The following is a 25,191-nucleotide window of genomic DNA, read 5'->3' as shown; positions in this document are numbered from 1 at the left end:
AATTATTGATTTGTAGTTGTTTTATGTTTTTAAATCTAATGAGTGGAATTTAAAAGTTTGCAATTACTACGTAGTTTTTAGAATCAGCCTGTAATATTTTCTGTTGAGCTAGTTTTTAGATACTTAGTGGCTCTTAGAGGTATAGCGATTGATTATCCGCGTGTATTCTTCAGTTGATTTTAGTTTACGTAAACTCTCGTTAAACCGGTCTCTTAAGGCTTCATCATGAAACAAAAAACCATTGGGGCTTTTGCCGAACAAAGCAAACCGCTGCACCGGTTCAGACACATCAACCTCCCCATGTTTTGTAATTAACGCTCGGTAGTAGTCAAAAATTTTTCCGTCCATTTGGATCACTTCATACCGTTCACGATATAAAAGCCGTACTTGGGTTGATTGGTCGTATGTTTCTGAATAATTAGGGTTTTCTTTTGCCATGTCGCGATATTCAGGTGAAAGTCGCGCTTTAGCGCCTTGCCAAGATAGCACGGTATGATGTTTTAGTTGGGCGATGGACTTGAGGTCGAAATTTCGCTTGGCTAGGCTAAACGCAAAGTTCTCATAGTTGTAAGCAATATCTGAAAAGTAACCGCTCATTTGATTAGCTTCAATAACTTTATTGTTTATATCAGATACTACATCAACTAAGTTTTCATTATATAAAAGGATCCGCCTTGCATAAGGCACGTAGACAAAGTGTAGTTGATAACCTTGAGCACCCAGTGTCGCGCGAAGTAAGTCAGGAATAATGCCTGTGTTGTCTTCAGCCATCACCCAAGGTGGAAGTGTATTGCCAAGTGCAACCGTAATCTTTTGCTGGCTATATGCTTTTTGAAGCGGTAAAGCTAAAAATAGCAAGGTGATTAAAATACGGGTGTAAATCCTGAACAAGTTTATTCCTTATTCTGACTTTTGTTTGGTCGTTTAATCAAGAATAAGTCTAAACTGGCAGAATGCAATGTTTTCACTTCTAAAGCCCGAGATAGAAAATAAGCCTATAGCCATCGCAATTTTTAGTTTTTTGATACAATGCGCGAAAAGAAAGTAAGAGATACCTAACGTGCTGCCAGTTCAAGATATTTATCAATCCCTGTTAACCACATTACAGAATAACCCAATGGCCTTATTGCAAGCGCCACCGGGAGCGGGTAAATCAACATGGCTGCCTCTTACCTTAATGCGCGAAGGGCACTTTAAACGCATTGTTATGTTAGAGCCAAGACGACTGGCCGCACGTAATATTGCCCAGTATTTGGCAAGTCAGCAGAATGAAATAGTCGGTGACAGTGTCGGCTTACGCATTCGTGGCGAATCAAAAGTAAGTTCTACAACTAAACTCGAAATTGTCACTGAAGGCATGCTGACGCGTATGTTGCAAAATGACCCAGAGCTTAGTGATGTAGACTTACTTATTTTTGATGAATTTCACGAGCGCTCAATTGCCGCAGATACGGCTTTGGCATTTGCCCTCGAAACACAGGCAGCACTTCGCGATGATTTAAAAATATTGCTGATGTCGGCAACCTTAGACGGCGAACGTTACAGTGAGTTTTTCAGCTGTCCTATTATTTCATCACAAGGTCGAAGTTACCCTATTGATGAAGTGTATATTCCACTTAAAGACGAAAGCCGTTGGCTCGATGACATACCTGCACTAATAAAACAGGCGCTTAGTGAGCAATCGGGCAGTGCTTTAGTGTTTTTACCTGGACAGCGTGAAATCATGCGCGTTCAGCAGTCTTTAAATGATTTAAATGATAGCGTTGAAGTATTTAGCTTGTATGGTGAGCAAAATAAAAAAGAGCAACAAGCTGCTATTGCGCCCGCTAAAAATGGCAAACGCAAAGTGGTACTAACCACCAATGTCGCTGAAACCAGTTTGACCATTGAAGGAATACGTATTGTGGTTGATAGCGGCAAACGCCGTGCTGCCAATTTCAATTTAAAAACCGGTGTGACAGAGCTTGTTACGCAAAGTATTTCTCGTTCTTCAGCTATACAGCGCGCAGGTCGTGCTGGGCGAATTGAGCCGGGGGTTGTGTATCGTTTAGGCTCTAAGCAAACCTTTGAGCGCCGTAACAGTCATGATGCGCCAGAAATTCTGACCAGTGACATTAGTCAGTTGTTATTAGAGGCAAAGCAGTGGGGGGCATCCATTTCAGAGCTTAGCTTACTCGACCCACCAAGCAGCCAGCAGATTAAACAGGCAACGGCACTTTTGAAAATGCTTGAAGCCATTGATGAAAATGAAAAGCTAACAGCCCTCGGTAGCCAAATGCTGATCTATGGAGCCGATATTCGCCTCTCGCACATGCTCATTAAAGCAAAGCAACTAGAGCAGCGCATGCCTGGTATTTATGTATTAGCGGGGTATTTAACGGCGCTGCTTGAAAGCCGCATTAGTATGCCAGCTGATCTTAATTTGGCTTTGCATAGCCAGCACAGCAAACCGCACCCAGTATTTAAGCAGCAATTAAATTATTGGCTATCGCGCTTGCAACTCAAGCCGGTTAATGAGCTTAAAACAGAGTACTTGTCGCTGCTGGTGGCGCTTGCCTTTCCTGACCGCCTAGCCAAAAAGCGCGGTAATGGTTATTTACTTGCCAATGGTGCTGGCGCCGACTTAAGTGAGGAGTTTTGGCATAACGATGATTATATTGCCATTGCTCACATGGGCGGTCATAAGGGAAAGCGTGTTTTTGCTGCTGTTGCCTTTATGCCAAGTGACCTTGAAGATGAGCTCTCGCATTTATTTACTGAGCAAACTCGCTGCGAATACGATGAAAAAGCAGGGCGTTTTATCCATCAAGATGAGCTCAAGCTGGGTGCCATCACCATAGCGAGTCAACCAAGTAAACAGCCCTTAGATAAGAGCGAGCGCACTAAAGCGTGGTTAAATTTATTTAGTAAGCAGGGCTTTTCGTTATTTAATGAACAGCCCGATAGTGAGCAGTTACTTATTCGAATGAGCTTGGCAAGTAAGCTGTTACCAGAGTCGTTCCCGCTTTTAAATCACGATGAATTAATTGCCGATAACCAATGGCTTGTACCTTATTTGGATGATATTAAAAACCTTGAGCAATTAAAAAAGTTCAATTACAGCGAAGCAATTAAAAGCTGTTTTGATTGGCAGCAGCAAAGTTTATTGAATGAATTGCTCCCCTTACGATTAACGGTGCCAAGTGGTTCAAATGTAAAAGTGACCTATCAGCTAGATGGCCCTGCGAAGCTAAGTGTACGCATGCAAGAAGTGTATGGCATGACCAGCACGCCTTTGCTGGCCCAAGGTAAACTGCCATTATTAATGGAGCTATTATCACCAGCGAGGCGGCCGCTGCAGTTAACTCAAGACTTAGCTAACTTTTGGCAAACAAGTTACCGCGATGTGCAAAAAGAAATGAAAGGGCGTTACCCAAAACATTTTTGGCCAGACAACCCCGCCACCAGCCAAGCGACTAATAAAGTAAAAAGTAAGATGTGATTTTAATGAAGTGAGTTTTACAGCGCTTTGGATTAGGCTTAAGCGATTACTTCTAACCCTTTTTGCTCTGCCAGAGTGAGCATTTTCAATGCTGCTCCTCTTGGTGAGCTATCACCTTGCTCCCATTTTTTAACTAACTTGTCACTGACATTTAAGTATTGAGCAAAAACCGGTTGTGAGAGATTGTATTTCAGTCTTAAATTACGAACTTGTTCGGGGGTAAATTCATGAACACTTGTAAGGCATAATGCGTCAAATTTACGCATCGTCGTTTTGTCTATAACTCCTGACTTTTTTAATCCACTCACTGTTTTGTGAACTGACTTTAATATGTCACTCATGATCATCACCTACAATTAAAAGTTCGCCATCATCGACTAGTTGTTCAAGTTCACTTTGGGAAAATCGAATAAACTCTTTTGCTAACTCTTTTAATGCTAACTTTTCTTTAGCATTTATATTAGCTCTAGCGTTTTTAGCAAACGCATAGAGAAAGAAATATTTATCACCAATTACAGCTCCGACGATAGTTCTGTAATCAGCTCTTTTTCCTTTACTGCCCATGGCTACGCGCTTTTTATAAACATTACCACCTAGGTCTGCATCGAAAAGGCCTGCTGACATCTCTATGCAAGCGTTTATTAAATCAATATCAGACAAACTTTCTTTTTTCGTGCGCGAAACAAAATCCTTTGTTTTATAAATCATAGTATACTCCATTAGGGTACACTTTCAATGTTTCACTCAGTAGCCAATCAATGATAATGAGGTTTTCATTGGTGTCCCTCTAATGTTGATAGCAGAGGTAATGGGTGATTACCAGCTATCTATCTGCGCAAAACCAATACGAATAAAATAAACCGTTACAATTTCTAACCCTGTTTTGGTTTCTCTTTTATTGGCTGTTTAGTAGTCTAATTGAGTCATTAGTAAAAAGAGAAAGCCAGTGTCTGCAGCTATTTCCCTTGCTCAATACGTTAAAAAACGCACAGGTGTGCCCCTAGGGCATAAAGATTCGCTGCGCAATATGCTGACACGCTCGCTGGGTGCTAGCTCGTTTTATTTATTTTGGCGATATTGGAATCCGGTGTGGAGCTATTACTTATCTCGGTATGTCATGAAGCCTTGCAATGACATTATGCCGGTTTGGTGTGCCCTTGTTGTTACTTTTGCCGTCAGTGGTGCGTTGCACGATTTAGCGGTGAGTTTAGTGAAGTTAAAGCCACTATTCTTTTTTACTCCTTGGTTTACTGTGATGGGCGCTTTGGTATTAGTAAGCAAGTACAGCCAACTCCAGTTTAGCTCTGCTCCTTGGTGGTTAAGAGCGCTCGCCAACATCAGCTTTATTGTATTGAGCTATTGGTTGACGAGCCACTTTTTTTAGTGCGTTACTGCGTTGCTAAAGGGTAGTCAGTGTAGCCTTTAGCAACGCCTCCAAATAGGGTATCTGGATCATGCTGAGCCAGTTCAATGCCTTGTTCAATGCGCGCTGGCAGATCTGGGTTGGCAACAAACGGGCGACCAAAACCAATTAAATCAGCCCAGCCTGCGGCTAATGCTTGCTCTGCTTTATCGCCAGTGTATTTGCCCGCATAAATCATTAATCCAGCATAGTTTTCACGTAGCGCTTGCTTAAAACTTTGCTCCATTAAAGGTGCATCATCCCAATCAGCTTCGGCAATGTGCAGGTAAGCAACGTTAAGGTCATTGAGTACTTTTGCTGCGCCAATATAGGTTTCAAACGGGTTATCATCGACCGTCCCATTGAGGGTTGTGAGTGGAGCAAGGCGTACGCCAACTCGCTCAGCGCCAATTTCATCACATACCGCTTGTGTCACTTGTTGTAAAAAGCGTAAGCGGTTTTCTAAACTGCCGCCGTATTCATCAGTGCGTTGGTTCGACTCTGAATCAATAAATTGATTAATTAAGTAACCATTGGCAGCGTGAAGTTCAATACCATCAAACCCTGCATCAACTGCATTACGGGCAGCTTGGCGATATTCGCTTATAACCTGTTTGATGTCGTCATGGCTCATTGCGCGTGGCTGTGCAGTGGCAACAAAGTCGGGTTTGTCATCTTCATCAATAAAAACTTTTACGTCTTTAGCTGCAATCGCAGATGGCGCAATTGGTTGCTCGCCACCTGTGTTACTTGGGTGAGATACGCGGCCAACATGCCAAAGCTGAGCGAACATAATGCCACCAGCTTGATGAACTTTGTCGGTTACTTTTTTCCAGCCGGCAATTTGCTCGGCAGTGTAAATACCCGGTGTCCAAGCATAACCCTTACCTAGGGCTGATATTTGTGTACCTTCGCTAATAATTAAGCCAGCACTGGCACGTTGTGCATAGTAGTCGGCCATTAATTCATTGGCGATATCACCTGGTTGTGATGAGCGAGAGCGAGTCATCGGTGGCATGACAATACGGTTTTTTAAAGTATGACCGGCAAGTTGTATAGTATCGAATAATTTGTTCATTACGGCTCCTTGAAAGCGAATATGCTTTCAGCATAACGAAAATTATTTATGAAATTAATGCCGGTAATCACAAAACACTTTTGTTAAAAGTGCAAAAAAACTACAGCGTTAACCTGGGTGCTATAAAGTCTAAAAACGCTAATACTCGTGATGACACACCGCTGTTTTGATAATACACCGCATGCACTTTTTCGCGACGATTAGGGCTCAGTACTTCGCCTTCGAGCACTTTAACTAAACGGCCTGCTTTTAAATCTTCGTTGATCATAAATTCCGACAACAAGGAAATGCCATGACCTTGAATACAAAGCTGGCGCACAGTTTCACCACTTGATGCACTGATTGAAAATTTAAGATCTAAAGGCGTGGTCAGCGGCCAGTGATTTAAATGCGGCGCATCGGTAAAACCAATAAGCTGGTGCGAGGCTAAATCGGTTAGCTCATTTAATGGCGGTGCCGCTTTTAAATAATCAGGGCTGGCAACGAGCTGTAACTTACTAACTCCCAAAGTGCGCGCATGCAAGTTTGAGTCAGCAAGTTCGCCAATACGAATAGCAATATCGGTTTTATGCTCAAGCAAATCGATAATGTTGTCGTGGCTGGTGATCTCAAGTTTTATGTCAGGATAAGCTTGGTTAAAGGCTTTTAAATGTGGTGCTAATTGGTGAAACACAAAAGGACTTGCGGCATCGACTCTTAATTTTCCTGAAGGGGCGCAGTGTAGAAGCTTTAAGGCCTCTTCGCCTTGTGCTAGCTGACTGAGTGCTTCTCTAGCATAGCCTAAAAATAACTGACCTTCTTCGGTCAGCTCAATACGTCTTGTGGTGCGGTTGAATAAGGTAACGTTTAATGATTTTTCAAGCCGAGTTACCGCCCGTGATATTTTTGCTACTTGCTCATCTAAGGCATTGGCTGCACTTGAGAAGCCGCCGGTATCAACCACGCTAATAAATGCTTCTAAATCTTGGGTGTTGGAGATCACGCTCATGGTTTTACCTTTTCATTTTTGACAAAAGTATTTTGTCACTACTGCTATTTTTTGCAAATTTAATTTTAGCCACAATAGCTGCACTTTCAAAATTAATAGAGGATATGTGATGCCAATAGCATTACTTGCATTAACTCTCAGTGCGTTTGCCATAGGCACCACTGAGTTTGTGATTGTCGGCTTAGTGCCAACCATCGCTGATGATTTAGCGGTTTCGTTACCGAGTGCCGGGCTACTTGTTAGCTTGTACGCATTAGGGGTTGCGGTGGGGGCGCCAGTATTAACTGCGCTTACCGGACGCTGGAATCGAAAACATGTATTACTTAGCTTAATGAGCCTATTTGTAATCGGTAATTTACTGGCTTGGCAAGCACCTAGTTATGGTAGCTTGATCACCGCAAGGATTCTAACAGGCCTTGCCCATGGGGTGTTTTTCTCAATTGGTTCAACCATCGCTACTGGGCTTGTCAGTAAAGATAAAGAAGCTAGTGCCATTGCGATTATGTTTACCGGTTTAACGGTTGCATTAGTAACCGGTGTGCCATTAGGAACGTGGATTGGTCAGCACTTTGGCTGGCGAGCGACCTTTTTAGTGGTGTCTTTACTGGGATTAATTGCACTGATCGGTAGCGCGTTTTTAATTCCGAGCAACTTAAAGCAAAGTAAACCAGCTACTTTGAGTGAGCAGCTAAAAGTAATGGTGCAACCTAGGCTTTTACTGGTGTACTTGATGACCATACTTGGTTATGGCGGCACATTTACTGCCTTTACCTATTTAGCGCCAATTTTAGAGCAGCAAACTGGATTTGCATCAGCCACCATTAGCTTAATTATGCTGGTATATGGGGTATCGGTTGCTGTTGGCAATATCTACGGCGGTAAGTTAGCTGATAAAAAAGGCCCGATTAGTGCGCTGACCATTATCTTTAGTGCTTTGAGTATTGTGCTGTTAGTGCTGACCTTTACCATGCAATCTAAAGTCGCTGCGGTACTGACCATACTTGTATGGGGGGCATTTGCGTTTGGTAATGTGCCTGGGCTGCAAGTCTATGTGGTTAAACTTGCCGAAAAGTTCACACCGAATGCTGTCGATGTTGCCTCAGGGTTAAACATTGCAGCGTTTAATATCGGTATTGCGCTGGGCTCAGTGTTAGGTGGTGTTGTCGTTGAAAACTACTCATTGCAAGACACTGCTTGGATTGGTGCTATCATTAGTCTAGCGGCGTTAATTGCAACACGATACAGCGGTTATTTAGATAAACGCGAGACCCCAAGGCCACAAACAGCTTAAACTAATATATTGATAGTTCGGGGCTTTGTCGTTATTTTAGGTGCGTAGTTTGATTATTAGTCAATAACTAAAACCACAAGGAATAACGATGAAGCACCTTTATTTTCTAGCTATTTGCCTGTTAAGCACATTTACTAGCCAAGCAAAGCAAGCTAACCCAGAGCTCACAGCATTAGCACAGCAGTACTTTAATACCATGGTTGCAACACAAGCACCTAATGCTACCAACAAAGAGCTAGAAGCTTTTTTAGCTTTATTAACTGATGATGTAGCAAATCAACATTTACCTTATCAAACAGATGATTCAAGAGAGCCAGATGGCAAAGCGATGATGCGTAAAGGCATGACTTTTTATCTTGGGGCACACACTGAATACCAAGCAAACTTACTCGATACCTTTATTTTTAATGATTCTGCCATTGCCTTGCGTTATACCCATCATGCTAAAGGTATACACCCGCAAAACCAGCAAGAAATTGAATACACGCAAACCATTATGGATGTGCTCGAAATCGAAGATGGCAAGATAGCGGTTATTCGTAAATACCACGAATGAGCCTCGCTTAACTTTTAGCCTAATATGAGCGCTTTTATAAGCGCTTTTTTATTAAAAATACGCCTGCAATAAATTTTCTCTTTTTTCCGTATTTCAGCCTAAATTCATACTTTTTAGGCTTTATTTTGAATAAATTTAAAACTTTTTTATATTTCGGATAATAAACGTAAGAACAGTGGGTTAGCTTAACTTACGAGTGTAGCTTTGCGGTTGTTTACAATTTGTCAACCTTGAATTGCCATGCTCATTACCTTAACCTTTATTTTAATTGAACGTTCAATCAATAAAAAATTATGCCGAAAGTTGGAATGGAACCTGTTCGTCGTCAGCAGTTAATTGACGCCACAATAGAGTCGGTTGCAGAGCTTGGTTTGCAAGGCACCACCATAAATAGCATTAGTAAAAAGGCGGGCTTATCGTCTGGCATTATCAGTCATTATTTTGGTGGTAAGCAGGGCTTAATTGAAGCTACTGTGCGTTATTTATTGACCAGCTTAAAGCAAGCTCTGATGAACCAAGTAACGCCGCAGACCAGCCCTGAGCAACGATTAATGTTTATCGTTGAAGCAAACTTTTCGCGCATTCAGCAGCAAAGCAATAACACCAAAACTTGGTTGAGCTTTTGGGCGCATTCAATGCACGACGCCCAGTTGCATCGCTTACAAAACGTAAATAGTAAACGTTTATTTAGTAACTTATTAAGCTCATTCAAACAGTTAATGAGCGATAGTGATGCCAACTTAGCCGCTGAGTTAAGTGCAGCCATGATCGATGGTTTATGGCTAAGAGCTGTATTAAGTAAGTCAGACCAAGATCAATTCGAACATTGTGAGCAATTAGCTAAAGACTACATTCGTTCACTGATAAAACAGTATGGAGCCTAAAATGACCACACCTGTTTACGAAAATTTTATTAATGGCCATTTTTTAAAGAATCAAACTGGCGATACCTTTGCGGTTAAGAACCCTGCAACGGATGAAGTGATTTATCACGTTGAAATCGCTGATGAGTTTATTCAAAACGCGGCAATCGAAAGCGCAAAACAAGGGTTTGCAGCATGGTCTGCAATGACGCCAATTGAGCGTAGCCGTATTTTATTAAAAGCCGTGGCAATCTTACGCGAACGTAACGATGAACTGGCAAAAGTAGAAGTACTTGATACGGGGAAGCCTTGGCAAGAAGCCGAGTGTGTCGATGTTGAAACAGGCGCCGATGTTATCGAATATTTTGCTGGTCTTGCGCCTGCACAAGTGGGTCAGCAACAAATGGTTGGCAATGACTTTTACTACACACGTAAAGAGCCTTTAGGTATTTGTGCAGGTATTGGTGCATGGAACTATCCACTGCAAATTGCGTGTTGGAAATCAGGCCCAGCACTGGCTGCGGGTAATTCGGTTATTTTCAAACCTTCTGAAGAAACACCACTTGGTGCAATTAAACTTGCAGAGATTTTCATCGAAGCGGGTGTACCTGCTGGCGTATTCAACGTTGTGCAAGGCGCTGCTGAAGTAGGGCAATGGTTAACAGCAAACCCAAATATTGAAAAAGTGTCTTTCACTGGTGAAGTAGGCACAGGCAAAAAAGTAATGGCAAGCGCTGCTGGTTCACTTAAAGATGTGACCATGGAGCTTGGTGGTAAGTCACCGTTATTAGTATTTGATGATGCCGATGTATCACAAGCTGTTAGTGCGGCAATGTTAGGTAATTTTTATACGCAAGGCGAAATTTGCACTAACTGTACGCGCATTTATGTGCATAAAAATGTTTATCAGCAGTTTATTGATGAGCTGAAAACACGCACTGAGCAAAATATTATTGCTGGCGACCCAATGGATCCGGAGGTGAATTTAGGGGCGCTTATCTCTAAAAAACACCAAGAGCTTGTACTTGGCTATATCGATAAAGGTATTCAAGAAGGCGCAACCTTGCTAACCGGTGGTAAGGCTCTGTCACCTGCATCTGCACCAAACGGTTACTTTGTTGAACCGACCGTTTTTGTCGACTGTAAAGACGACATGACCATAGTTAAAGAAGAGATCTTTGGCCCGGTAATGAGCGTGTTGGTGTTTGATGATGAAGATGACGTTATTCAGCGTGCAAACGATACCCACCTTGGCTTAGCCGCAGGCGTGTTCACTAAAGATATTCAGCGTGCACACCGCGTGATCCATCAATTACAAGCCGGTATTTGTTGGATAAACAGCTATGGTAATTCACCTGCAGAAATGCCAGTAGGTGGTTATAAGCAATCAGGAATCGGCCGTGAAAACGGTATCGAAACCTTAGATCACTATACCCAAACTAAATCGATTTATGTGGGTATGAGCAATATAGAGAGTCCATTTTAATGAGTACACAGAACTATGATTACATCATAGTCGGTGCTGGCTCAGCAGGCTGCGTGTTGGCAAACCGACTATCAGCAGACCCTTCTAATAAGGTGTTATTACTTGAAACGGGCGGTAGTGATAAAAGCATTTTTATAAAGATGCCTACCGCGCTATCAATCCCAATGAATACCGATAAATATGCTTGGCAATTTCATACCGAGCCAGAGCCGTATTTAGATAACCGTCAAATGCACTGCCCACGAGGTAAGGTGTTAGGTGGCTCATCATCGATTAACGGCATGGTGTATGTACGTGGTCATGCCAAAGATTTTGATGAATGGCAGCAACACGGCGCTAAGGGCTGGGATTACCAAGCATGCTTACCGTACTTTAAACGTGCTGAATCATTCTACTTAGGTGGTAACAGTTACCGTGGCGATAACGGCCCATTAGGGGTTAATAACGGTAATGAAATGGCTAACCCGCTTTATAAAGCCTTTATCAAAGCGGGCCAACAAGCAGGTTATGCGCAAACTGATGACTACAATGCAGCCCAGCAAGAAGGTTTTGGGCCAATGCATATGACAGTTAAAGATGGCGTAAGAAGCTCTGCTAGCCGTGAGTATTTAGACCCAGTTAAGTCACGTAAAAACCTAACGCTAATCACCGGTGCTTTAGCTGAAAAAGTATTGCTCGAAGGCAAAAAAGCCGTTGGTGTTGAGTTTTCAGTGTCTGGCTCTAAGCAGCAGGCATTTGCAGCAAAAGACGTTATTTTAAGTGCGGGCCCAATTGGTTCACCGCATATTCTGCAATTATCAGGTATTGGTGATAAAGATATCCTGAGCGAAGCGGGTGTTGAGGTTAAACACCACTTACCAGGTGTTGGCCAAAACTTACAAGACCACTTGGAGTTTTACTTCCAATATAAGTGTAAGCAACCAATTACTTTAAACGGCAAATTAGGCCTTGTTTCAAAAGGGCTAATTGGTGCTCGTTGGTTATTAAATCGCTCAGGTTTAGGGGCGACGAACCATTTTGAATCATGTGCATTTATTCGTTCAAAACCGGGTGTTGAATGGCCAGATATTCAGTATCACTTTTTACCAGCTGCAATTCGTTATGACGGTAAAAGTGCCTTTGATGGTCATGGTTTCCAAGTTCATGTTGGGCATAACAAACCAAAAAGCCGTGGTGCAGTAACGATTAAGTCGGCGGATCCACAGGTTGCACCTAAGATCCAATTTAACTACTTACAGCATCAAGATGACATTGAAGGCTTTAGAGCTTGTGTACGTCTAACTCGCGAGATTATCGAACAAGGTGCGTTTGATGAGTATCGCGATGGTGAAATTCAACCCGGTAAAGATGTTCAAAGCGATGAAGAAATCGATGCGTTTGTTCGTCAAGCGGTTGAGAGTGCTTACCATCCGTCATGTTCGTGCAAGATGGGTGAAGACGAGATGGCCGTGGTTAACTCGCAAACTCAAGTACACGGTATCGAAGGTTTACGGGTTGTAGATTCATCTATTTTCCCAACCGTTCCAAACGGTAATTTAAATGCGCCAACCATTATGGTGGCAGAAAAAGCGGCGGACCACATCTTAGGTAAGCCTGTGTTATCGGCATCAACTGCAGATGTTGCTATGGAAAAACAATGGCAATCAACGCAGCGTAGTTCGGAGATCTAATAAGGCCACCCGCAGTTTCGGCTGTGGGGCTTGCAGTGGCGCGCATCACGAGTTGTTTGTGATGCGTTAATGCGAGGAATAAAACTGGAGAAACAATGAAGTATTATTACTTATTTTGGGGGGGTAACTATGACCTTTTGGCTTAGTGCTGGCATCATTTTTACCCTGTTAGCAATTGCGGTTATTTTATTTAAATGGGGTACGGTAAGGTGTGTTGGCGTCACACCGGTTAGAACGTTTACGTTCATTGCAATTTTATTTACATCGGGCCTAGATGTTGGCTTGATTATGTTTCCACTGACAGAGTTTGCAGGTTATGCAGACATAAAAGCAAGCCCAGAGTATGCGTTTGCCAATCCATTAGCCATCGAGTTTGGTTTTTGGGGCTTCTTGATCTGGGGATTTTATTTCCTTACGTGCTTTTATTTCTGTGTAATAGAACCCAAAGTAAAATTCTTTGAAATTGCTTGGGTAAAACTAATTAATAACATCGTTATTATTGGTACATGCGCATTTACTGCATTTTTACTGCTGTCGAATTTACCTTGGTATTTGCCGTCGCTTGGTGATGGTGAGTCAATTATTCCGACATTCTACTTAATGGTGTTTGCAGCGATTTGTTTTGCTGTGTATTCGAGCACAGACATTAAGTATGTACGCTTTTTAAGTATTTCTACTACTTGGTTGTTTATAGCTTTAATCGCATTTATGTGGTTCGGTGCCTTTGTGGGTTCTGATGCACAAACATCAGCATTTGTTGATAATCTTGCGTTAATTGGCAGCTACTTTGGCAACATTAATGAGTTTGTATTACCACTAAATGATTACCATGCCTTCTACCTGTTTTGGTGGTTTGCTTGGAGCATCATGATTGGTCAATTTACTTCGCGCTTTGTGGGTGGTTTAAAAACTTACCAAGTACTGGCAGCTATGTTGATTTTCCCGTCTATTCCAATCGCTATCTGGTTTAGTGTTTTGTATCAATACCATGAAGCGGGTATTGCAACAGCAGGCCTGAAAAACATCGCTATGGTGTTTGTTGGTGTGGTGTTTGTGATCAACTCTCTTGATTCTTTGATCCGTTTATACACAGATAACCTAAACTTAACGGTGAAACGTTTAGGTAAATTTAATTATATTGCCTTAAATGTGGTGGCGCTTTCATTGTTAACCCTGCTGTTTAAGTTCGACTTTTTACAGATCCAATGGGTTGGTGCGCTCGTTATTGCATTATTTTTCGGCTGTGCTGCGTTTATTGGCTACAGCAAGTTAAAAACAGTGAAAAATATCGAAGGCTCACCAAAAGACAATAAATTAGATTACACAAAAATAGAAACAGTTAGCTAGGGGAAACCAACATGACAACAAGACAAACAGTATTAGCAGCAGCGTTGCCATTGGCATTACTATCGACATCAGCGATGGCTGACTTATCGACTACGGTTACATTGGCATCAGATTACACCTTCAATGGTGTAAGCCAGACTCAGAATGATCCTGCAATTCAAGGTAGTTTAGATTACGCCTTTGCCGATTCAGGCATGTATGTAGGTACTTGGGCTTCAAATGTAGATTTTGGTGAAGGTACTGACATTGAGTGGGATGCTTATTTTGGTAATTATGTTGAGATAAACGATGCCCTTAGTGTTGATTATGGTATTGCTTATTACTCTTACCATGGTGAAGATTACTCAAGCGACGGTAATTATTTTGAGACTTATGCAAAGTTTGGTTACACCAATAGTCTGGGTTTCACAGAACTTAACTTTTGGTACGCTTGGGATTACTTCGGTACCGATGCTGGACATGTAATTTCTATGCTTGCGCATACCTTTGAAATTGCCCCAAATCATGCAATTCGTGCCAGTTTTGATGTATCTAACTCATTAGATGGCAATAAGTTTGCTTGGGATGGTAATGACAAGTCATACAACCATTATCGTTTAGCCTATCAAACAAGCTTTGCAGGTTTTGATTTTGAGCTTGCTGGCGAAAATACCAGCCTAGACTGGGATACCGCAGACGAGCGTATTGTCGCGTCTATTTCACGTAGCTTTGATTTATAAGTAGCGTTTTATAGTACGGCTTTAAAAATGAAACGGCTAACCAAGGTTAGCCGTTTTTTTATGCTTAGAATATGGGGATTAAATCTCTTCGCCTTCGTGTTGCATCGCTAAATCATCAAGCTCTGCAAGGGTGTAATCAAAGCCACTATTATCGACTTCGTAACGTATTTTCACGCCATAACCACCTTGGCAAAGACTCGCAGTGACCTTAGCCACTGACCAATGCTTAAGCTTGTTTAAAAACCGATTGGCGGTTTGCTGTGAGTCAAAGCGATAACTAACTTGCGATTCCATCTCTTTTCTAGCCTAAAATTTTTTCGAGAGTGTATGAAATTGCTCTGTTTAAATCAATTGCTCATTGAAAAACGCCAATGTGCGTTGCCATGACAGCTCCGCCTGTTTTTCATCATAACGAGAGGTAGAGTCGTTATGAAAACCATGATTTGCCTGTTCATACATATGCATAGTGTAAGGCACTTGATGTGCTTTTAAGTCGCTCTCGTATTCTGGCCACGTTGCATTAACGCGTTTATCAAATTCAGCTAAGTGTACAAGTAGCGGGGCTTTGATATTTTGTCTGAGTTCTTTAACGGCTGGAGTGCCATAATAGGGCACGCCCGCATTGATTAGTTTGCTATCAACGGCTGCTAGGTAGTTAACCATATAACCACCAAAGCAAAAGCCTACCGCACCGAGTTTGCCATTACTATTTGGGTGTCTTTTTATGTATTCAGCTGCGGCAATAAAGTCTTGTTGGATTTTTTCTTTATCCATAGAGCGCTGTATGGCGCGGCCTTCATCGTCATTACCAGGATAGCCACCAAGAGGGTGTAATGCATCGGGCGCAAAGGCAATAAACCCAGCTTTGGCAAGGCGGCGAGCAACATCTTTAATATAAGGGTTTAAGCCTCTGTTTTCGTGGATCACTAACACTAATGGGTGCTTACCCGTTAAATTAGCAGGTTCGACTAAATAACCTTTACCTTCGCCGTGACCTTTAAACGAGTCAAAGGTTTTATAGCTGGCTTTGATATCAGGGTCATTAAAGGACACTTGCTCAGCTAATGCGTAGTTTGGCAGTAAAGCGCTACTTAGCATTGCCATTGAATAACCAAGGGCGACTAAGCCACCTAGCTTTTTCATAAAGGTACGGCGGTCCATCAAGCCATGGGCGTATTCATCGTACCAATCGAAAGCTTCTTGGGGAATGTGATTGTGGCGTTGCTCAGTCATACTTATATCCTTTAAAAACGAGTTAGGTTTATAACTTTAGCTGAAATATCAGCGATTAACAGCCAGTTGCTTTGTTTGTATTACCACATCCATAAAGCGGCGCTGCCAAATGGCCTTAAAGGCTTTGTTAAATAGGTATAAAAAAATTAGCGGCATTAATAACAGCTTTAAAATCAGTAGAGACAAGATATTCAAAAAGTCGATAAATAAGTCTTCGACGGCTGCCACCATGTTGCTAATGCCAGAGCTAACGGTATCGATAATTTTACTCACCTGCGACGATTGGTCTTGATTGAGTGATGCATTTAAGTTTTCTAGTTGTTCGTTTAAGGCGTCTTTATCTAGGTTTAGCTGTCTTTGTTGGTTCAGTACCGCATTAAACTGCGCTGTTAATTGCTGCTTTTTATCAAGTAATGGCTTGGCTTGTTCAAGCTCAGTAAAGGTCAGTCGCTCAGACAAGCTGCGAGTTGCTTGAATCGCTTCTATTTGGTTATCGACCTCTGTTAGCTTAACTTTGAGTTCTGTCGCTTGCTGGTGGTTCTTAATCTGCTGCTCATTTAATAGCGAGAGCTTGTCGAAGATGGTTTGTTTTTCACTATCGACCTCGGCCTTTAGCTTGGCAGATATGGCCGAGGTATTATTTGCACTGCTATTCACTGTCTCGACTTTCTCGCTCACCAGCTCACTTTGCTGGTTAATTTGCTCATCTAAGAATATCTGGCTGACGAGGCCTGTTGTCAGCACCACCGCAGGCACTAAAAAGCGAATTAAAATCAGGCTCGCCATAATCTTATGACGTAAGTTAGGTAAATAGTTACGCCATTCACAAATAAAGTAAGCGACGACCGAAACAGTAAAAATACCACTAAAAATAACCCCAGAAGAAATGGTGTATAAAATGCGCTGTAAAAATAACGAGCCTATTGCAAGGCGCATAGCATCCGACATGTATTCAGCTAGGTCATTTACTGGGTCGAGTAGTTGTGCAGGTTGAATACTGGCAATACCAATGCCCACTTCGGCTGATTGCAATAGCGATATAGCAGCATTAACTGTACGAGATGAAGCATACACTAGGGTTGATTGTACAAGGGCGCTGTCGATAAAGCGCATAATGAAATGGTTATAATGCTCTAGCCAACAAAGAAGTAGCAGTATTGTAAGAGATAAATACTTGATAATATGTTGTTTAGTTAGCATAACGCCCCCGACAGTTAATACGCTTCTTCACGCTACACTATTCATAGCCGTTGAAGCAATCTAATAGGATTGAATTATTTTGCCGATTAACTGTCTATGAATTGCTATTCATCGCTTTAGAGGAAATATGAAAGAACCTGCATCAATTGGCCAGTGCTGTATTGAAGATTTAGATCCCGTGCAAGACTTAGGTCGCTTAGTCTCTTATTTACGTTCAAATCTGGTGACTCATCTTGATAATGCGTTAGAGGATAAAGAGCTAACCTCGGCTCAGTACATCGTGGTTGTGCTACTTGCACGCGGTAAAGTAAATACCTTGGCTGAGCTTTGTGAGCACATGGTGTATGACCGTGGTGCCATGAGTCGATTACTTTCTCGTTTAGAAGACAAGGGCTTAGTTGCTAAGAAGCAGTCAGTTGAAGATCGCCGTTCAACTCTTTTATGCCTCACAGAAAAAGGCCAACAGCTCTACCCGGAAATTTTACCCACTGTAAATGATATCTATCGCAAAGCACTCACAGGCTTCTCTGATGATGAGCAAAAGCAACTCGCAAGCTTACTGTTTAGAGCAATTCATAATTTAAAAGCATAAATTTCTCTAAGTGGTACATTGTCGCTGTAGATGCATTTTGATAATATAGTTGCCTAGGCATTTAATTTTAACAAGTCCGGGTTGTTATGTTTGAATCATCTTTGCTTGCGCAGCTTCACGCTCAATTTCCAGCTCATCAATTTAGCCCAGAAGGTTTGTCGGTTGTTCACACAGGCCGCTTTGCCAATGCCATTGTTTATCGTTATAAAGACGCGCAATTTGATCTAATTATTAAAGACTTTCAGCACAGCCCGTGGTGGGTGAGAAAAACCATCGCGCCGCTATTTATCAATCAAGAGTACAAGGGGCTGGCACGCCTGCAAGACGTAGACGGAGTGGTCGATAACTTTTGTCGTTTGTCATCAATTGCCATCGCTTATGATTTTATTGAAGGCACGCCACTTCGCCAGCTTGCCTTGCAACAGCAGCATTTACCGGGTGATTTCTTTAAAGAGTTTGAGCGTTTGGTAGCAAAAATGCATCGCCGCGGGGTGGTGCATCTGGATTTACGTAATTTGGGAAATGTGATTTGTTCAAAAGATGGCAAGCCTTATATTATTGATTTTCAGTCAGCGATTCGCTTTGCACGCTTTCCGCGCTGGTTACAGCGTTTTATGCGTGGTGCCGATATGAGTGGGGTTTATAAGGCGTGGCAGAAGTTAGCCAAAGACTCGTTACCGCAAGCAAAGGCGGATTATTTGCATGACTTTAATCATGTGCGTAAGCGTTGGATTTTTAAAGGTTATCCGATTCAACGTGCCTATTTGTGGTGTAGCGGAGCAGTTACTCAGATTCTTAATTCTGAATTTGTTCGCAGTATATTAGATAGATTGTAAAAAGCGCGCTTGCACGCGCTTAGTGGGGAGAACTAGTATTTAGGCCAACCGTTTGCATCCCAATTCAGGGTGCTGATGAGCAATTTAGGGGTGCCATTGTCACCTGCATCATAGGCATGACGAACAATCACATCGGTATTTAAAATGTCTTGTCCCCCTGGACCTACCCATTGGCTGTTACCCGCATCTAGAATGCTACCGCCGCTAGCTAGCATGTCGGTGCCATTTTTATCTAGGTATGGACCGCGAATGTCACTAGAGCGACCATACGCAATGCGGTATGTGCTATTCGTACCATCACAGCATTTGCCAACTGAAACAAACAAATAGTAATAGCCTTGGCGATACACTATGGTAGGCGCTTCGATGCCACCAGAGCGACTTGCTAAAGAGTAGATTTGACCAAATGGTTTCATGGTCATTGGGTTAATACGTGTTAGTTTAATACCCGAATTCCATGAACCAAAGGCAAGCCAAGGTGCACCATCTTTTGCCACCACAAGATCAGGGTCAATGGCGTTATAATTATTGCTATTGGTCGTGTTAATGACTAAACCATCATCACGCCAATCACCGGCTGCCACACTACTTGCTGAGGTAAGGCCAATAGCGCTAACACGTGAACCAAAGGTCGAAATCGAATAATAAAGCCAGCTACGACCATTGTAGCTTTTTAATTCAGGCGCCCAGACATCAATTCCATCATGATCTGGCACATAGTTGCTCCACCAGCTTAAACCATTTGAGAAAATCGGTTGCGCATCATTCCAATCTACACCGTTACTTGAATATTTACCGTAGATACCAGGGCCTGTTTGAAAAACCCACCAAGTGCCATTTTCATAGCCAAGGGTTGGATCGTGGGTGACTAAATTACCTGTAAGTGGCCAGTGATCTGCTGCGCCATTGGTTGTGGATGGATCCCAAGGGGTTGATTCAACATTAGCAAGCTTGGTTAGCTGCCACTGCTGTGCATCGCTGCCGTTGTAGCTCCACTGGCTAATATTCGCGCCATCGTTGCCATTAAAAGCATAAAGGTCGAGTGCCTTGCCACTGTGATCGTTAATGAAGCTGTAATAGCCGCTACCTTCATCATTAATTTGCCAGTGTTGGCTGGCAAGATTAGCGTACTCATATTGCACCACATTTCCGCCATCGGCGGTCGAGAAGTCAAACACCTCTAGGGCTTTACCACTATTTAAGTTAATAACCGAATAGTTGCTGCCACCTATGTTGGTGATTAACCAGCGCTGGGTGTCGTGATTAGTGTCAGCCCACTGACTAACATTCGCACCATCGTTGGTTTGCGCGCTGGCTACTTCAAGAAATTTAGCACTGTACTTTGATTTAATGGTGTATACGCCATTATCAATCGCATAAGCATTGGGCAGTATGAGTGTTGTTGCCAAGCTGAGTGCAGCTAGGGCTTTTTTTGAAAGTATCATTGTGTCTCCAAATCATTGTTATTGAGCTTTCCTTGTGTGTTCTGCTCCTTGGATGAGTTTTGATCAACACCAATTAATTAAGAGTAATGGTGCAAATGAAAACTATTTATAATACTTTATTATATTATTACCTTTGTAAAGATGAACGGTAAAAATAATTAACAAAATTTTTACCTTTAACTGTTTTGGAAGGGACTTTAGTGTTTAGCTGAGATACAAAAAAGCCACTCAGTGAGTGGCTTTCGAATGTTATAGAGTAATAAACTGGCTGGGAATATCCCATTTGAGGGTATGCAGTTGGCCTTGCCAAGTTTGGATGGTGATCCACAGTTTATCATCTGCTGATATGGTTTTAGGAGCTATTGCGTGGGCGTGCTGACCATGATTGGTGCCATGCATTATGCCTTCTTCATCTTTAGCAAACTCCGTTAGTGCTAAAGGCGCTTGGCCAATATTTAAATACGCCTGTCGAACATTGCTTATGTCACCTTGATTAAAGGCGATAAAGAAATCCTTCACATACTCATTGTGGTGTGAGTACGGGGCATCTTCATTTAGCGGCATCGGGGCGATTTTAAATTCGCCCGCTTGTTGCTCTTGCCAAAGTGCAGGAAACTGAGGGTTTAATGACTGATAAATAAACCATACAGGTAAAGCCAGTACCACAGCATGTAAAACATACTTTTTACGTTGCCACCAAGTTGCTTGTAAACGAGCCATTAGTTTGCCTCCTGAACGTTATTCACTGGCGCTGATTGGCGCGCTTTTACAGGTTTGTTATTTACTAATTTTGCGGCGTACATCATAAAACCAGTGATCGACATACCACTTAAAATCAAACCAAAGATAAACCAAATAACCTTTGTCCACAGACCGCCAATATTACCGTAATGCAGCGGATCGGCGATATGCGAAAGGGTGAGTAATCCCGACATGGTTTCTGGGCTTTTACTTGCTGCAATTTCACCCGTCCAAGGATTGATTGAAGTTGAGTAAGCGTAGTTATCGTAGAAAATAGTATCGCCACTGCCCATGATATTAAACATGCCGCGGTTATGCTCTGGCAGCATCACATAACTAGGTTTGAAATCTGGGAATTTCTCTTTGGTAATAGTCAGTGCCGCTTTTAAATCGGTTGGCGGTGTTTGTTTATTCGCAGGCAAAGTTGAAACCGCCACGAGCGGTGCATGCTCTTCTATGTCTATTTCGTTATGCCACATGATGGCTTGCACTAAATACCACAGGCCTGTGAGTGCCATTACTGCCATAAACCAAATTGACCAAACGCCACTTAGGGTATGTAAATCTTTTAGGAAGGTTTTTTTGCCTTGGTTAAAACGTAGTTTTGGCTGACTAAATGCTCGCCAAAAGTTTTTATAAATCACTAAGCCTGTTACTAGTGCACCTAAAATAACAAAAGCCATGGCGCTGACAAGATAGTAACCTACGCTGTAACCCTCTTGCCAAGGGAAGAATAGCCAGCCGTGCAGGGTACGCATAAATTCAATGAATGAGATCGTTTCATTAACCGCTTGTACTTCGCCAGTGTATTGATTGACGTAAGCCACAGCGTAAGGTTTGTCGGTATCAGTGAAAATAACCGCATTTACCAAGTAAGGCTCATAATTGAGTACACTCATTACATCGGCAGTCGGGTAGGCTTTTTCAACGCTATTAATAACTTGATCAACACCAAGTGCTGGTAAATCATTTGGGTTGTTTGCACGTGCTTCACTGTTGGTCAGCCAAGTAAGCTCATGGCTTATCACAGATACAGTGCCTGTGACGCAAATAAAGCAAAATAGCACCCATACTGGGAGCGAAAACCAACCATGTAGTTGGAACCAAAGACGTTTACTCATGGTAAAAATAGCCCGACGTTAATTGATGATAGTAATTGTTATCATTTAAATTGTACTACAATCTTTTGAGTAAACACAATCTCTGTCGACGAGCTGCAAAAAAGGCGCTTTAAGCGCCTTTATCATTAGTTTGGTTGAGGGTAACAATTCGTTGTGGGAAAGGTATTTCGATATCCGCCTCTTGAATTACTTTAAATACATTGCGGTTCACCGCTAATTTAGTCTCAATAATTTTGGTGGTTGGCACCCAAAAGCGATAGCTCAAGGTAACACCGCTCTCAGCAAAGCGCTCGATACCGACTTGTGCATGAGGAGAATCACTAACTAGCTCATGATCGTTTAGCACCTTTTCGATAAGCTCAATTGCAAGGTCTGCATTGGCATCATAAGCGATGTCTATTTCACCTTTAACTAACGAATAGCTAAACGAGTTATGTATAATTTCGCCAACAATATGTTTGTTAGGAATGGTGATTTCGACTTTTTCTTCGTTAATCAGAATAGTGTGACCAAGTTCAATGGTTTTAACTTGCCCACTGACGCCTTTTACTTCGATGGTATCGCCAACAACAAATGGCCTTGTTGCAATGATAGCAAGGCCCGCACCGTAGTTTGAAAGCATGCCTTGCATTGCTAAACCAGCACCTAAAGATGCGGCACCAATGGCAGCGACAAATGGGGTCACGCTAATGCCAATTTTGCCAAGGGCAATAACTAAGAACATAATGATCAGCAATACTTTGATGACATTGCTGACAAAGTTGGTGAGGGTAATATCGATATTGTGACGCTGCATGAGGCCAGCAACCATGTTCGATACTTTTTGCGCAATCCATAGGCCAATAAATAGAATTAAGATAGCACCTAAAATTTGCATACTGTAGGTGACCAAATATTCCATAATCAGATTGTAGTATTTTTCGACTTGCTGAATTTCTGAGTCAATCATGTGTTTTCCTAACAAGGTTACTGCGAATTCTGACTATACCAGAACATGCTGAATAACAGGATAGAGTATCGGCACTATTATCGCGCTGAGAAGCGCACTTAATGCCATCGCCACAGAGGCAAAGGCACCGGCTTTTGGCTGATCACTAATCAGTGATGCTGTGCCAATGGCATGGCAAGCAGTACCAATAGCAACACCTTTTGCTTGGGCATTGCGAATATTTATCAGCGAGAAAATCAAATTACCAAATATTGCCCCAAGTACGCCAATAAAAATCACCATGGCTGCCGCTAAAGAAGGTATGCCGCCTAGCGACTCTGTTACTAACAAGGTGATGGGGGTTGTTACAGATAAACTTGCTAAAGATGCGCTTAACTGTGCTGGGGCTGCAAAAAAATAACAAATAAGCGACGCGACAAAGGTGGCATTGATCACCCCTAAACTACAACTTATGAGAATTAGCAGCAGGTTCTTTTTGACATGGATAAATTGCTGATAAAGCGGTAAAGCCAATGCCACAATGGCAGGCTCAAGCAACCAGCTTAGAACTTTACTGTGCTCGGCAAAAGGCTCATAGGGGAGCTTCAGTGCCACTAACAACGCTGCAATTAACACAATTGCCCAGCACACAGGGTTACTAAGCGCTTTAACAGTGGCGTGCTGGGTTTTCGTGTTTAAAAATCGCAGTACTAAGAAAAGTACAATAATAAGCGGGACGCTGAGCCACCATAAACTAACTGTCATTTTCACGGCCCTTAAAATAGGCGATAACAGCGCCTATGATTAAAACACTACTCAGTGGCACGACTATAAAAATAGTCAGTAATAAAGGCCAGTTCTGTGAAATTAAACCCAGATGTTCAATAATACCAACCCCTGCAGGGATGAAAAACAACGGCATGTAATTAAGTAAAGGGCTGGCTGTTGGTTTTAAATGCTGTTCTTTAACGAGGCCTGTTAACAGTAGCACGAGCAGTAACACCATACCGAGTAATGGAGCAGGGAATGAGCTTTCAAGCAAAGTCGTTAAAAACTTGGCAACGGCTAAGCAGGTAAGAATAATAACGCTACTGATAAGGTATTTCATAAGTCAGGATAATTGCGAATAAAGTACAATTACATCATACCCTTGTCAGTTGTACTATGCGACTTTAGCTTACCATGATTTGGCATTATTAAACTTGATATCCTCTGCGCCTTTCGCTTTTGCTATCGCTTTTTTAGTATTTGGATTCATCAGTAAGCGAATTTGACTCCAGGTTTCTTTAGCGAGAATCTTGCGCTGCTGTGAGCGAAAGCTTTGCTGTGTGATTCGTTTAATTGCAGCAAGGGTATCCGGCGAGCGCGCCATGAGGGTTTCTAGTACGGCATTGGTTTGTTTATCAACGTCATCAGTAAGTTGTGTAACTAAGCCATATTCTTTAGCGTCTTCAGCCGAGACAGGCCCTGCATGACTTGCCAACCAAAGTGCTTGGTCACGCTTCATTAAACCAGCAAGCACCACGTTAGCCCCCATATCAGGGCACAAGCCCCACCGGGCTTCCATGATCGCTAATTTAGCGTTTTTATCGACGATGCGATAATCAGCGCCGAGTGCGATTTGCATACCGCCACCAAAGCAGTGTCCGGTTACTTTTGCAATCACCGGAATACTTAAGTCTTGCCAACCTAGCACCACTTTTTGCGCTAGATTTTGGTTTCCTGGTAACCATTTGAATAAAAGTTTAATGATATTACTCGGCTTTTTCATCACCGCAGCAACATCCAGTCCAGAGCAAAAGTGTTCGCCTTCGCCAGAGATAACCACCGCACGTAAGCTGCGATCACGTTTAATTTTTTTGATTACGTTTGAAAGCTCGACAAACATGGCAAAACTCAGCGCATTTTGTTTCTCTGGACGAGCAAGGCTAACCCATGCGACTTGTTGTTTTATTTCTAGTTTTATCATGGTAACTCCTCTGACCTGTTTGCTAGAGCTTACGAGTTAATTACAACTAAGTAAAGAATTGCTGATGTGTCGCAAGGAATCATTAAATTTTCCAAAAATGGGTAACCTTGTCATATATTTAGTTACAAATTGGTGTATATTTTTAAAACAAAGGTGCTAGTTCGCAGCTAGCTTTGTTTTGTGATTAGTTAGATACTTTCGCAAAATCTCATGACACGACTAGACTTAGTTTTAAGTCGCGCTAC

Annotated in this window: 26 protein-coding genes; 11 read left to right on the top strand and 15 right to left on the bottom strand. The window is 42.3% G+C overall.

What is annotated here, in order from left to right; all coding sequences use genetic code 11:
• Positions 1-123: 123 nt before the first annotated feature.
• Positions 124-891 carry an ABC transporter substrate-binding protein gene (locus NO991_RS16790; protein WP_300417370.1) on the bottom strand — a complete coding sequence of 256 codons (768 nt, stop codon included), beginning with the start codon at positions 889-891 and terminating at the stop codon, positions 124-126.
• A gap of 169 nt (positions 892-1,060) precedes the next feature.
• Here NO991_RS16790 and hrpB point away from each other — a divergent pair, with 169 nt between their 5' ends.
• Complete coding sequence (gene hrpB, locus NO991_RS16785) at positions 1,061-3,481, top strand: ATP-dependent helicase HrpB (protein WP_371352217.1); 2,421 nt, start codon at positions 1,061-1,063, stop codon at positions 3,479-3,481.
• Between the two features lie 38 nt (positions 3,482-3,519).
• Here hrpB and NO991_RS16780 read toward each other — a convergent pair whose 3' ends face one another.
• Positions 3,520-3,822 (bottom strand): DNA-binding transcriptional regulator, encoded by a 303-nt coding sequence (locus tag NO991_RS16780; protein WP_138600233.1) that lies wholly within the window; start codon positions 3,820-3,822, stop codon positions 3,520-3,522.
• The gene (locus NO991_RS16775) at positions 3,815-4,189 is read right to left on the bottom strand and encodes a type II toxin-antitoxin system RelE/ParE family toxin (RefSeq protein WP_235372634.1); all 375 of its coding nucleotides are present in this window, start codon (positions 4,187-4,189) and stop codon (positions 3,815-3,817) included. Before NO991_RS16775 ends, NO991_RS16780 begins: the two co-directional genes overlap by 8 nt.
• Positions 4,190-4,427: 238 nt before the next feature.
• On the opposite strand from NO991_RS16775, the gene NO991_RS16770 reads away from it, so the two are divergent.
• On the top strand, positions 4,428-4,865 hold the full coding sequence (locus NO991_RS16770; RefSeq protein WP_300360241.1) for an acyltransferase: 438 nt from the start codon (positions 4,428-4,430) through the stop codon (positions 4,863-4,865).
• A 4-nt stretch (positions 4,866-4,869) separates the two neighbouring features.
• Here NO991_RS16770 and NO991_RS16765 read toward each other — a convergent pair whose 3' ends face one another.
• Positions 4,870-5,961 carry an alkene reductase gene (locus NO991_RS16765; RefSeq protein WP_300360243.1) on the bottom strand — a complete coding sequence of 364 codons (1,092 nt, stop codon included), beginning with the start codon at positions 5,959-5,961 and terminating at the stop codon, positions 4,870-4,872.
• A 100-nt stretch (positions 5,962-6,061) separates the two neighbouring features.
• Positions 6,062-6,949, bottom strand: coding sequence for a LysR substrate-binding domain-containing protein (locus NO991_RS16760; RefSeq protein ID WP_166341814.1), 888 nt, complete (start codon positions 6,947-6,949; stop codon positions 6,062-6,064).
• Between the two features lie 109 nt (positions 6,950-7,058).
• Between NO991_RS16760 and NO991_RS16755 the strand changes: the two genes are divergently transcribed.
• The 7 genes from NO991_RS16755 to NO991_RS16725 all read left to right on the top strand — a co-directional run bounded on the left by NO991_RS16755 (position 7,059) and on the right by NO991_RS16725 (position 14,881).
• On the top strand, positions 7,059-8,240 hold the full coding sequence (locus tag NO991_RS16755; protein ID WP_054554305.1) for an MFS transporter: 1,182 nt from the start codon (positions 7,059-7,061) through the stop codon (positions 8,238-8,240).
• Positions 8,241-8,328: 88 nt separating this feature from the next.
• Complete coding sequence (locus tag NO991_RS16750; protein WP_054554306.1) at positions 8,329-8,796, top strand: nuclear transport factor 2 family protein; 468 nt, start codon at positions 8,329-8,331, stop codon at positions 8,794-8,796.
• A gap of 293 nt (positions 8,797-9,089) precedes the next feature.
• Positions 9,090-9,680, top strand: coding sequence for a transcriptional regulator BetI (gene betI / locus NO991_RS16745; protein WP_054554307.1), 591 nt, complete (start codon positions 9,090-9,092; stop codon positions 9,678-9,680).
• A gap of 1 nt (position 9,681) precedes the next feature.
• Complete coding sequence (gene betB / locus NO991_RS16740) at positions 9,682-11,145, top strand: betaine-aldehyde dehydrogenase (protein WP_166341810.1); 1,464 nt, start codon at positions 9,682-9,684, stop codon at positions 11,143-11,145.
• Positions 11,145-12,815: a choline dehydrogenase gene (betA, locus tag NO991_RS16735; protein WP_300360250.1), complete on the top strand. Its 1,671-nt coding sequence runs from the start codon at positions 11,145-11,147 to the stop codon at positions 12,813-12,815. Before betB ends, betA begins: the two co-directional genes overlap by 1 nt.
• 129 nt (positions 12,816-12,944) lie before the next feature.
• Complete coding sequence (locus NO991_RS16730; RefSeq protein ID WP_054554310.1) at positions 12,945-14,162, top strand: choline transporter; 1,218 nt, start codon at positions 12,945-12,947, stop codon at positions 14,160-14,162.
• Between the two features lie 11 nt (positions 14,163-14,173).
• Positions 14,174-14,881, top strand: a complete 708-nt coding sequence (locus NO991_RS16725; RefSeq protein WP_138600250.1) for a TorF family putative porin — start codon at positions 14,174-14,176, stop codon at positions 14,879-14,881.
• A gap of 78 nt (positions 14,882-14,959) precedes the next feature.
• Here NO991_RS16725 and NO991_RS16720 read toward each other — a convergent pair whose 3' ends face one another.
• Genes NO991_RS16720 through NO991_RS16710 form a run of 3 tightly spaced genes read right to left on the bottom strand, consistent with a single transcriptional unit; the run spans position 14,960 to position 17,314 of the window.
• Positions 14,960-15,175: a hypothetical protein gene (locus NO991_RS16720; protein ID WP_054554312.1), complete on the bottom strand. Its 216-nt coding sequence runs from the start codon at positions 15,173-15,175 to the stop codon at positions 14,960-14,962.
• Positions 15,176-15,223: 48 nt separating this feature from the next.
• Positions 15,224-16,114: a dienelactone hydrolase family protein gene (locus NO991_RS16715; protein WP_138600252.1), complete on the bottom strand. Its 891-nt coding sequence runs from the start codon at positions 16,112-16,114 to the stop codon at positions 15,224-15,226.
• A gap of 48 nt (positions 16,115-16,162) precedes the next feature.
• Positions 16,163-17,314: a hypothetical protein gene (locus NO991_RS16710; RefSeq protein ID WP_138600254.1), complete on the bottom strand. Its 1,152-nt coding sequence runs from the start codon at positions 17,312-17,314 to the stop codon at positions 16,163-16,165.
• Positions 17,315-17,441: 127 nt separating this feature from the next.
• Here NO991_RS16710 and NO991_RS16705 point away from each other — a divergent pair, with 127 nt between their 5' ends.
• Positions 17,442-17,906, top strand: coding sequence for a MarR family winged helix-turn-helix transcriptional regulator (locus NO991_RS16705; protein WP_054554315.1), 465 nt, complete (start codon positions 17,442-17,444; stop codon positions 17,904-17,906).
• Between the two features lie 86 nt (positions 17,907-17,992).
• Entirely contained in the window at positions 17,993-18,742 is a 750-nt protein-coding gene (locus NO991_RS16700) for an RIO1 family regulatory kinase/ATPase (protein WP_054554316.1), read from the top strand.
• A 32-nt stretch (positions 18,743-18,774) separates the two neighbouring features.
• Here NO991_RS16700 and NO991_RS16695 read toward each other — a convergent pair whose 3' ends face one another.
• The 7 genes from NO991_RS16695 to NO991_RS16665 all read right to left on the bottom strand — a co-directional run bounded on the left by NO991_RS16695 (position 18,775) and on the right by NO991_RS16665 (position 24,946).
• On the bottom strand, positions 18,775-20,187 hold the full coding sequence (locus NO991_RS16695) for a family 43 glycosylhydrolase (protein WP_300360259.1): 1,413 nt from the start codon (positions 20,185-20,187) through the stop codon (positions 18,775-18,777).
• A gap of 249 nt (positions 20,188-20,436) precedes the next feature.
• Entirely contained in the window at positions 20,437-20,907 is a 471-nt protein-coding gene (locus NO991_RS16690) for a hypothetical protein (protein WP_300360261.1), read from the bottom strand.
• On the bottom strand, positions 20,907-22,058 hold the full coding sequence (locus tag NO991_RS16685; RefSeq protein WP_138600260.1) for a PepSY domain-containing protein: 1,152 nt from the start codon (positions 22,056-22,058) through the stop codon (positions 20,907-20,909). The genes NO991_RS16690 and NO991_RS16685 overlap by 1 nt, the downstream gene beginning before the upstream one ends.
• Positions 22,059-22,158: 100 nt before the next feature.
• Positions 22,159-22,998, bottom strand: a complete 840-nt coding sequence (locus NO991_RS16680) for a mechanosensitive ion channel family protein (RefSeq protein ID WP_054554320.1) — start codon at positions 22,996-22,998, stop codon at positions 22,159-22,161.
• 33 nt (positions 22,999-23,031) lie between these two features.
• Positions 23,032-23,742, bottom strand: coding sequence for an LrgB family protein (locus NO991_RS16675; protein WP_054554321.1), 711 nt, complete (start codon positions 23,740-23,742; stop codon positions 23,032-23,034).
• Positions 23,732-24,085 (bottom strand): CidA/LrgA family protein, encoded by a 354-nt coding sequence (locus NO991_RS16670; RefSeq protein ID WP_138600262.1) that lies wholly within the window; start codon positions 24,083-24,085, stop codon positions 23,732-23,734. Before NO991_RS16670 ends, NO991_RS16675 begins: the two co-directional genes overlap by 11 nt.
• A gap of 69 nt (positions 24,086-24,154) precedes the next feature.
• Positions 24,155-24,946: a crotonase/enoyl-CoA hydratase family protein gene (locus NO991_RS16665; RefSeq protein WP_138600264.1), complete on the bottom strand. Its 792-nt coding sequence runs from the start codon at positions 24,944-24,946 to the stop codon at positions 24,155-24,157.
• Positions 24,947-25,191 lie beyond the last annotated feature (245 nt).

This window comes from Pseudoalteromonas sp. DY56-GL22, from assembly GCF_041414715.1.
Taxonomy (GTDB): Bacteria; Pseudomonadota; Gammaproteobacteria; order Enterobacterales; family Alteromonadaceae; genus Pseudoalteromonas; species Pseudoalteromonas simplex.
The sequence above is the reverse complement of the archived record's forward strand: the minus strand, read 5'-3'. Positions and strand labels throughout refer to the sequence as shown.